Source organism: Streptomyces sp. NPDC056452, assembly GCF_042796085.1.
Lineage (GTDB): Bacteria > Actinomycetota > Actinomycetes > Streptomycetales > Streptomycetaceae > Streptomyces.
The window spans coordinates 1-6241 of sequence record NZ_JBHTRI010000070.1 but is presented as its reverse complement, the minus strand read 5'-3'; the positions used below and the strand labels follow the sequence as shown (position 1 = coordinate 6241).

At 70.6% G+C, this 6241-nt stretch carries 7 protein-coding genes; 3 read left to right on the top strand and 4 right to left on the bottom strand.

Annotation, left to right across the window (positions count from 1 at the left end):
• Positions 1–12: 12 nt before the first annotated feature.
• Together ACFQ6X_RS35040 and ACFQ6X_RS35035 are read right to left on the bottom strand one after the other, a co-directional pair.
• Complete coding sequence (locus ACFQ6X_RS35040; protein ID WP_383187991.1) at positions 13–1170, bottom strand: methyltransferase; 1158 nt, start codon at positions 1168–1170, stop codon at positions 13–15.
• Positions 1171–1229: 59 nt separating this feature from the next.
• The gene (locus ACFQ6X_RS35035; protein ID WP_383187989.1) at positions 1230–1442 is read right to left on the bottom strand and encodes a hypothetical protein; all 213 of its coding nucleotides are present in this window, start codon (positions 1440–1442) and stop codon (positions 1230–1232) included.
• A 247-nt stretch (positions 1443–1689) separates the two neighbouring features.
• Here ACFQ6X_RS35035 and ACFQ6X_RS35030 point away from each other — a divergent pair, with 247 nt between their 5' ends.
• Entirely contained in the window at positions 1690–2514 is an 825-nt protein-coding gene (locus ACFQ6X_RS35030) for an endonuclease I family protein (protein ID WP_383187986.1), read from the top strand.
• A 3-nt stretch (positions 2515–2517) separates the two neighbouring features.
• Here ACFQ6X_RS35030 and glsA read toward each other — a convergent pair whose 3' ends face one another.
• Both glsA and ACFQ6X_RS35020 read right to left on the bottom strand, forming a co-directional pair.
• A complete protein-coding gene (gene glsA, locus ACFQ6X_RS35025; protein WP_383187983.1) occupies positions 2518–3870 on the bottom strand; it encodes a glutaminase A in 1353 nt (450 codons plus the stop codon).
• A 52-nt stretch (positions 3871–3922) separates the two neighbouring features.
• On the bottom strand, positions 3923–4417 hold the full coding sequence (locus tag ACFQ6X_RS35020; protein WP_383187980.1) for a DUF1269 domain-containing protein: 495 nt from the start codon (positions 4415–4417) through the stop codon (positions 3923–3925).
• Positions 4418–4574: 157 nt separating this feature from the next.
• Between ACFQ6X_RS35020 and ACFQ6X_RS35015 the strand changes: the two genes are divergently transcribed.
• Both ACFQ6X_RS35015 and ACFQ6X_RS35010 read left to right on the top strand, forming a co-directional pair.
• Entirely contained in the window at positions 4575–5690 is a 1116-nt protein-coding gene (locus ACFQ6X_RS35015) for a chemotaxis protein (RefSeq protein WP_383187977.1), read from the top strand.
• 94 nt (positions 5691–5784) lie between these two features.
• Entirely contained in the window at positions 5785–6192 is a 408-nt protein-coding gene (locus tag ACFQ6X_RS35010) for a hypothetical protein (RefSeq protein WP_383187974.1), read from the top strand.
• Positions 6193–6241: the final 49 nt, after the last annotated feature.

Below are 6241 nucleotides of genomic sequence, written 5' to 3'. Positions count from 1 at the left end.
GTCGCCCGCGGGTCAGCGTTTGACGGCCCGCAGGACCACGAACTTCGGGTCGCCCGCGACGGTGGTGCAGTTGCCGAACGTCCGGCGCAGCTGGGTGTGGTACCCGAGGTGCCGGTTGCCGACGACCCACAGTTCACCGCCCGGGCGCAGCGCGGCCCGCGCTCCCTGGAACATGGTGCGGGCGGTCGCGTCCGTGACCGCCTGGTGGGAGTGGAACGGCGGGTTAGTGAGGACGAGGTCCACACTCCCCGGGGGCACGTCCGCGAGCCCGTCACCGACGAGGAAGTCGGCCTTGGTGTCCGCCCCCGTGTTGGCCCGGAAGGTCGCCTCCGCGGAGGCGACCGCCTGGTACGACTCGTCGATGAAGGTGACGGACGCCTCGGGGTTGGCGAGCGCGGCGGAGGTGCCCACGACGCCGTTCCCGCAGCCGAGGTCGACGACATGGTCCGGGCCGGTGCGTACGGGCAGGTGCTTCAGGAAGAAGCGGGTGCCGATGTCCAGGCGCTCGGCGCAGAAGATCCCGGCGTGGTTGGTGACGGTCCTGCCGGAGACGGCACCGACGTCCTCGGGCAGGTCGTAGCGGTAGGGCCAGGGGCTGGGGGTCCGGGGCAGGGCCGGATCCGGGGTGCAGAAGATGAGCCGGGCCTTCTTCACCGCGAGCGACGTGCGGGTCGGTCCGATGATCCGCTCGAAGAGCTTCAGGGTGGAGGTGTGGATCTCCTTGACCATGCCGGTGCCGATGACGACGGTGCCGGCGTGGACGGCGGGGGCGAGTCTGTGCAGCTGGTCCTCGAGGAGCGCGAGGCTCTTCGGCACCCGTACGAGCAGGACGTCGATGCGCTCCGGCGGGGTGTCGCGCGCCGAAAGGAGCCGGACGGAGTCGGGTGCCGCACCGTTGCGTGCCAGGTTGGCCACGGTCGCCCGCTGGGCGAGGTACGAGTCGGTGATCTGCACGGGACGGTGTCCGGCGAGCGCGGTCGCGAGCGCGCCCCAGCGGTCGCCGACCACGGCGACCTCGCCGGTAAGGTCGACCGGCTCGTCCCCCTCCGGATCCTCCAGCCGGCGCAGCAGGTACTCGTCGGCGGCGTCCCAGGCACGGAACGGGTCGCGCGGGTCCTCGGGGAATCGGGCGAGATCGAGTCCACCCTGTGACGTAGTCAAACGGTTCATATTGCGTTCAGGCTAACCGAGTGGCGGGAAGCACCCCGCACGCTCCCCGCCCAGGGCCTCTACGGAAGCTGCTTGTCAATGGCCGACCGACCCTCCTCGGCCAGCCTGCGCTGCGCCCACTTCAGGGTCGCGGGGGTCAGATCCCGCCCGGAGGCGAGCACCAGATCCTCCGCGGCGGGCCGGTCGCTCGCGCCGGTGTGCAGCAGACGGTCGGGGGTCACCCCCCTGATCTCCGGCACGGGTACGGATACGGATTCGGACTCTTCGCTCATGCCGCCTCCTCGTCCTTGCGGTAATTCTCGCGCCGGGGCGGCGTCGCCGCATCCGATGCCCGCCTGCCGGGACGGCAGGACGTCACTTGACCTGCACATGATGAATACGCAACGTTCACACGACTGGCACGGTGCGTGTGGAAGGCTCCCGGCTGACCAGACATCACATGGCCGCCGTGGCACCGCTTCCCCGCCTGCCTTCCCCGCCGGCGGCGCGATTCCCGCAGCTTCGGAGAGGACACCCCACATGTCCAGTCGTCGCCATTTCTACGCGCGTCCACTGTTGGCAACAGCTGCCGCGATCGCCGTCATCACCGGCGTCGCGGCCACCGCACCCGCCGCAACCCCCAAGGACGCGACCGCCGCCCCGGCGTCGCCCACCGCCCTCGACGACACGTACTACCAGGACGCCCTCGGCAAGACCGGCACCGCGCTCAAGAGCTCCCTGCACACGATCATCAGTGAGCAGACCAAGCTCTCCTACAGCCAGGTCTGGGACGCGCTCAAGGCCACCGACGAGGACCCGTCCAACTCCTCGAACGTCATCCTCCTCTACACCGGCCGCTCCCAGTCCAAGAGCGACAACGGGGGCGACACCGGTGACTGGAACCGCGAGCACGTCTGGGCCAAGTCGCACGGCGACTTCGGTACGGCGACGGGTCCCGGCACCGACATCCACCACCTGCGTCCCGAGGACGTCCAGGTCAACTCCATCCGCGGCAACAAGGACTTCGACAACGGCGGCAGCAGCGTGTCGGGGGCGCCCGGCAACTACACCGACAGCGACTCCTTCGAGCCGCGCGACGCGGTCAAGGGCGACGTCGCCCGGATGATCCTCTACATGGCCGTGCGGTACGAGGGTGACGACGCCTTCGCCGACCTCGAACCGAACGACAGCGTGAGCAACGGCTCGGCCCCGAACATCGGGCGGCTCTCCGTGCTCAAGCAGTGGAGTCAGGAGGACCCGCCGGACAGCTTCGAGCAGCACCGCAACGACGTCATATTCGACACGTACCAGCACAACCGGAACCCGTTCATCGACCACCCCGAATGGGTCGAGGCCATCTGGTAGAGCTCAGCCGGGGCCGGCCAGGGCCTGTGCACAGCGTTCCACGGCCTCCTCGCGGGTGCCGTAGCGCGGCAGGTCCTGGCCGGTCCGCTCCCGGACGAGGTCGGGCGGGCCCAGCCGGTTGCCCGGGTCGACGACGGCGGCGCGGCGCCCGTCCTCGGCCAGACGGGCCAGACCGGCGTGCAGCAGGGTGAGGGCCACGGAGTCGGCCCCGGTCACTTCGCGCAGATCGAGCACGACGGAACCGGTCTGTTCGGGGCCCGACTCGTCCAGGGCGTAGAGGACACGCTCCGCGGCGGTGAAGTCGAGGGCGCCCTGCGCCGCGACGATGCCGACCCGTTCGTGCAGGGCACGCTCCCGTCGGCTCGCGGGGGCCGAGGGCAGCACGTCGGCGGTGGTGGCCAGCGTGACGGTGGAGCCGGGGAGCGCCGGGTTCCTCATGAGGTGGAGCCCGAGGCGCTCGGACAGGGCGCCGAGCGCCGCATGTCCGCGTACCGAGGTGCCCGCCGGGTCCAGCAGCGGGCTGTAGGTGGCGAGGCCGAAGCGTGCCGGGCCTGCGGCGATCAGCCCGCCCGACACACCGCTCTTGGCCGGCAGGCCGACCCTCAGCAGCCAGTCGCCGGAGGCGTTGTACATCCCGCAGGTGGCCATGACCGCGAGGACCTGAGCGGCGACGGCCGGGGAGACGACGCTCTCGCTGGTGATCGGGTTGACGCCGCCGTGCGCGAGCGTGGCGGCCATCACCGCGAGGTCGACGGCGGTGACCCGCACCGAGCACTGCCGGAAGTAGGTGTCCACCGCGGCCACGGGGTCGACGTGCAGGGTGCCCGTGCTGCGGATGAGGTAGGCGAGCGCCCGGTTGCGGTCCCCGGTCGCCGCCTCGGAGACGTAGACCTCCTCGTCGACGTCCAGCCGGCGTCCGGCGAACCTGCTGAGACAGATCAGGATGCGGTCGAAGGCGGGGAGGTCCCGGGTGCCGGGCACCAGCGCGGTGGTGACGATGGCTCCGGCGTTGACCATGGCGTTGGCCGGCCGGCCGGTGCGGGGTTCCAGGCTGATGGCGTTGAAGGCCTCTCCGCTGGGTTCGGCGCCCACCCACCGGCCGACCTCGTCGAGGCCGAGCGAGGACAGGGCGAGCGCGTAGACGAAGGGTTTGGAGACCGACTGCAGGGTGAAGGGGACGTCCGCCTCCCCTGCGCTGTAGCAGTGACCGTCCATGCTGACGAGCGCCAGTCCGAAGTCGTCCGGGTCGGCTCTGGTCAACTCGGGGATGTAGTCGGCACGTTCTCCGCCGCTCATGCCGCCGAATCGGGCGTGCAGTTCGCGCAGGGCGTCCGTGACGGCCTCGGACGCGGTCATCCCGGATCCGTTCCGGGTTCCGTCCCGGCGGAGCAGAACGGCCTCCCTCCGCTCATTCCGCTTCGTCACCGAAGATGTCGCGGAGCTTGGCCTCGCGCTCGGCGTCGAGGTTGCTGTGCAGCAGCTCGGCGCCGCCACCGGGGAGGGACTCGCCGATCCGGCTGGGCACCTCGTTCATGGTGAGCAGGAAGAGCGCCGAAGTCCCGGGCGTCACCTTCTGCTTGACCTCGGCGATGAAGTCGTCGTCGATGCCGACGTCGGCGAGTTTCCCGCCGAGCGCCCCGGCCGCGGCTCCGATGGCCGCCCCGAGCAGCGGCATCAGGAAGATCAGCCCGAAGAGCATGCCCCAGAAGGTGCCGCTCAGCGCACCCGCGCCGACGAGGTTGATCAGCTGCTTCGTCCTCGGCTTCGAGCTCCCGGCCGGCCATGTCACGACGGCTGCGTCAAGGATCTTGAGCAGCCCCTCCTTCTGGAGGGACTTCAGGGCCGTCTCCACGTTCTCGGCACCCTCGGCCGACTGGAACTTCCACACGGTGAGCGTGGACATCGCATACCTCCGGAGAGAAACGTAACAATTCGCTCATATTAGGATCAAAAGGTATGAATTGACTCGCCGAACGACCCGCACCGCCCGCACGGCCCGCACCTCTCCGTGGGGGCGGGCACCCCAGCACCGCGAACCCCGAACCCTCCGGGAGGGAACGATGGATACGGACGCCCTGACCGCCGGTCTGCTGCAGGAACTGAGAGCGACCAGGCCCTATCCGGCCCTGTCCCTGACGATGCCGACCCACCGCCGGGCGCCCGACAACGCCCAGGACTCCGTGCGGCTGCGCAATCTGGTGGCCGAGGCGGGCAACCGGCTGGAGGGTGACCCCCGGGTCACCCGCGAGGCCGGGGCCGCGGTGAAGGCCCAGCTCCAGCGGGCGGCCGAGGAGGTGGACCAGCGCCGCGCCCTGGAGGCTCTGGTCATCCTCGCGGACGCCGACGGCTACCAGATCTGGCAACTGCCCCGCACCGCACCCGAACGGGTGGTCCTCAGCGACACCTACCTCACCCGCAACCTGGTCGCGGCGAAGGCCGGGGCCCAGTTCTTCTGGGTACTCGCCGTCTCCGCCGAGCACGCCACCCTGTGGTCCGGCACGAACGACGACCTGCGCGGCGAGCGGACCGGCGGATTCCCCCTCACCGCTCCGCACGAGGCACCCAACCCCCAGCGCGAGGAACGGATCGGCGACACCCCGAGCACCTACAGCAGCGAGGACGCCCGCAACTTCCTGCGCTCCGTCGACGAGAAGCTCCGCGCGGTTCTCGCTGCGGACCCGCGGCCGCTGTTCCTGGTCGGCCTCGCCCCCGCACTCGCACTCCTCGACGAGGTCGGCGAGAGCTCCAAGTCGGCGATCGGCAGGGTCGCGAAGGGAACGACCACGGAGACGACCGCGGCCGAGCTGCTCAAGGACCTGCGCCCCGCACTCGAGGACCGGCGGAAGCAGGCCGCCTCCGAGATCCAGGGCAGGCTCGACAACGCCCGGGGCAGCCGCTCCTTCGCCGGCGGACTCGACGAGGTATGGGCGGCGGTACGGGAGGGCCGCGCCGGACTGGTCGCGGTGGAGGAGCACTTCCAGCAGACGGTCAGGGTCGCCGACGAGCACCTGGAGCCGGTCGAGGCGGCAGGAACCCGGGAGGCGGACGACCAGGTCCGCGAGGACATCGTCGACGAGCTCATCGAAGCGGCACTGGACAGCGGCTGCGAGGTGGCGTTCGTCGCGGACGACTCCCTCGCCGACCACGGCCGGATCTCGGCGGTCCTGCGCTTCTGACGGCGTGTCCCTACATGGAGATTATGTGAATTATGTCTAGGTTTGGCGCTCCGGGATCTCACTGATCACGCTTGTGCACGAAGGAGAGCCATTCATGGACCGATTCAGGCGCGCATCGGCGGCAGCCCTGCTGACAGCGGCGGTGCTGGCCGGCGCGGTGGGCGGGGCAGCGGCGTCGTCCGACGTCCCCGCACCGCCCGCCGGGGCGAGCGCGGAGGACCTCGCGACGCGGCCCGCACTCACCGCGCAGGTGACCGTGGACAGCGTCGGCGCCTGGCAGGAGTTCCGCATCCACGGCTCCGCGCAGAACATCCGCTCCGGCACGCCCGTCGCCCTCCAGCAGAAGCAGGGCAACCGCTGGGTCTCGCTCCCCGCCACCATGAGGACCACCGGCAGCAACAGCTACAGCCTGCGGGTGAAGCTCGGCATCAAGGGTGAGAACGCGCTCCGGATCGTCGGAGGCGGCGCGGTCTCGCCCGTCGTCCGCACGACGGTGCGCTGAGCACACGAATTCGCGGACACCCTGAACGCCCCCGGCCGGCCCGCGTCTC